Here is a 2,779-nt window from a genome sequence, read left to right as displayed (position 1 = left end):
AACGCGTGGTTCGCCTGCACCAAGACGACGTCCTCGCGCCACGCTTCGTCCAGGCAGAACGCCACAACGTTCCCGTGCGTGACCGCCACACCCTTCGGCACACCCGACGAACCCGACGTATACATGACGTACGCGAGATCGTCCGACGAGACCCGTACCGCCGGGTTCTCCTCGACCGGCTCGAACACGTCCTCGTCGGTGACGACGACCGAAACCCCGGCCTCGGCCATCACCGCCGCGATCCGCTCCTCCGGATGCGACACGTCCAACGGGACGTACGCCGCACCCGCCTTCAACACCCCCAGCAACACCGCGACCAGCTCCGCCGACCGCCGCATCCGCACCCCGACCAGCGAACCCCGTCCGGCAAGCGCGTACGCCACACCGTTCGCCCGCGCGTTCAACTCCGCATACGACCACGAAACGCCCTCCGACACCACCGCAACCGCGTCCGGCGTCCGGGCGGCCCGCTCCTCGAAGACCCGGCGATCGACGCATCCGGGACCGCCCGCGCCGTGTCGTTCCACTCCCCCACCACGAGCCGCCGCTCGTCCTCCGACAGCACATCGACCTCGGCGATGCGCGCGTCCGGTGCGGCGGCGAAGCGGTGCAGGATCCGCACCAGCCGGTCCAGCAGCGCCCGTGCCGACGGGCCGTCGAAGAGGCCGGGGCGGTGGTCGAGGCGCAGTTCGAGATCGTCGTCGCCGGGGCTGACGACCAGCGTGAGGGGGTAGTGGGACGCGTCGTCGCCGCCGACCTCGGTGATGTGCAGGCCGCCGGGGACGCGGGCGGCGGACGGGTCGCCCGGGAAGCTCTCGTAGACGATGAGGGTGTCGAAGGCGGCGGCCGGTCCGGCGGCGCGCTGGACTTCGGCGAGGCCGAGGTGCTGGTGGGCGAGCAGTGCCGACTGGCGGTCCTGCAGCGCGGTGAGGGTGGCGGCGACGGTGGCGGCCGGGTCGAGGGCGACGCGGACCGGGAGCGTGTTGATGAACAGGCCGAGCATCCGCTCGACGCCCGGAAGGTCTGCGGGGCGCCCGGCTGCGGTGGCGCCGAACACGACGTCGGTCCGGCCGGTGAGGGTGCCGAGCAGCAGTCCCCACGCGGCCTGGACGACGGTGTTCGGGGTGACGCCGAGGGTGCGGGCGGTGTCGCGGAGGCGGGCGGCGGCCGCCGCGCCGGTCCGGACGGTGACGTGCTCGGGCAGGACGGGGTCGTCGGCGGTGCCGCCGGGGGCGAGCAGGGTCGGTTCGTCGAGCCCGGCGAGGGCGTCCGCCCAGGCGGTGCGGGCGGCGGCGCGGTCCTGGCGGGACAGCCAGGCGAGGTAGTCGCGGTAGGGGGCGACGGGCGGGAGGCGGACGCGTCGCCGCCCGCCGCGTACACCCGGGACAGTTCGTCGAACATGATCGGCAGCGACCAGCCGTCCAGCACGATGTGGTGCATCGTGACGAGCATCCGGTGGCGGTTCCCGGCGAGCCGGATCAGGGTGGGGCGCAGCAGCGGCGGGGCGGACACGTCGAAGCCGCGGTCGCGTTCGGCGGCGGCGATGCGCGCCGCCGCGGCCTCCGCTTCGGCGGGCGGAAGGTGCGACAGGTCGGCTTCCCGCCAGGGGAGGGCGGGAGCGCGGACGATGAGCTGGACGGGCGCGCCGGAGCGGCGGCGCCGGAACCCGGCGCGCAGGGCGGCGTGCCGGTGCAGCAGCGCCTCCCAGGACGCGCGCAGCACCGCGGCGTCCACGGGTCCGTCCAGGTGGACGGCGTGCTGCCCGACGTAGACGTCGCGGGCGCGCTCGTCGTAGCGGGCGTGGAACAGCAGCCCCTCCTGCAGGGGCGACAGCGGCCAGACCTCGGCGAGCGCTGAGTTGTTCACCGGTGTGTCCTCCGGGCGGTCGGCGGCGGGCGCCGGGTGGTCGTCAGGTGGTCAGTCCGCGGCCTTCGAACTCGTCGGCGATCGCGGCGAACTCGTCGAGTTCGTCCTGGCTGATCTGGGCGAGCGGGAAGTCCGAGGGGGTGTGGCCGCCGCTGCGGGGGTCGGCGGCGTGGGCGGCGAGGCCGTGCAGCATCGCCGCCCAGCCGGCGGCGAGGGCGTCCAGGTCGGTGCGGCCGAGCACGCCCGCCGGGGCGACGAGGGTGAGCGCGAGCCGGGGTCCGGCGGGCAGGTCGTGGGCGGCTGCGGTGGCGTCGAGGGCGAGCGCGACGGCGGTGCCGGGGTCGGCGCCGCCGTCGAGGAGTTCCCCGTGCCAGGGCCCCGGTTCGGCGGTCCCGGACGCGGACGCGGTCGCGGTGAAGCGGCCGAGGTTGGTGAAGCCGATCTGCGGGACGGGCAGCGCGGCGAGCGCGGGGGCGGTCGCCGGGTTGAGGCGGCGCAGCATGCCGTGGCCGAGGCCGTCGCCGGGGACGGCCCGCAGCCGTTCCTTGACGCGTTTGAGCAGGACGCCCGCGGCGAGCCCGCCGGAGCGGACTTCGGCGGGGTCGACGGCGCCGGGGTCGAGCCGGACGGGGTGGGCGGCGGTGAACCAGCCGACGGTGCGGGACACGTCCATGCCGGGGGCGAGGGGTTCGCGGCCGTGTCCCTCGACGCCGATCGGCAGGCCCCGGCCGAGGACGCCGCCGCGGGCGCGGCGCCATTCGGCGACGGCCGCGACGAGGCCCGCGAGGAGGACGTCGTCGATGGTGGCGTGGAACGCGGCGGGCACGCGGTCGAGGAGCGCGGCGGCCGTCCCGCCGGTGACGGTCGCGGACCGCGGCGCGCAGCCCGGCGGCGACGGTGTCGCGGGCCGGGT

At 76.0% G+C, this 2,779-nt stretch carries 3 protein-coding genes and 1 pseudogene; all 4 read right to left on the bottom strand.

Translation table 11 applies throughout. The features are described from left to right. Positions 1-437, bottom strand: a 437-nt coding sequence (locus BJF79_RS36305; RefSeq protein WP_262403080.1) for an AMP-binding protein, incomplete at its 3' end; no start/stop codon positions are given. Next, positions 401-1,417, bottom strand: a complete 1,017-nt coding sequence (locus tag BJF79_RS52030; protein ID WP_083734510.1) for a condensation domain-containing protein — start codon at positions 1,415-1,417, stop codon at positions 401-403. The genes BJF79_RS36305 and BJF79_RS52030, both read right to left, overlap by 37 nt. 8 nt (positions 1,418-1,425) lie before the next feature. After that, positions 1,426-1,866, bottom strand: a pseudogene (locus BJF79_RS67720) (condensation domain-containing protein); the annotation flags it as partial. 43 nt (positions 1,867-1,909) lie between these two features. After that, the coding region (locus BJF79_RS36285) for a condensation domain-containing protein (protein ID WP_262403078.1) at positions 1,910-2,779 on the bottom strand (870 nt) is incomplete at its 5' end.

The sequence above is a fragment of the Actinomadura sp. CNU-125 genome (genome assembly GCF_001942465.1).
Taxonomy (GTDB): Bacteria; Actinomycetota; Actinomycetes; order Streptosporangiales; family Streptosporangiaceae; genus Spirillospora.
This window is presented reverse-complemented; position numbering and strand designations above follow the sequence as displayed.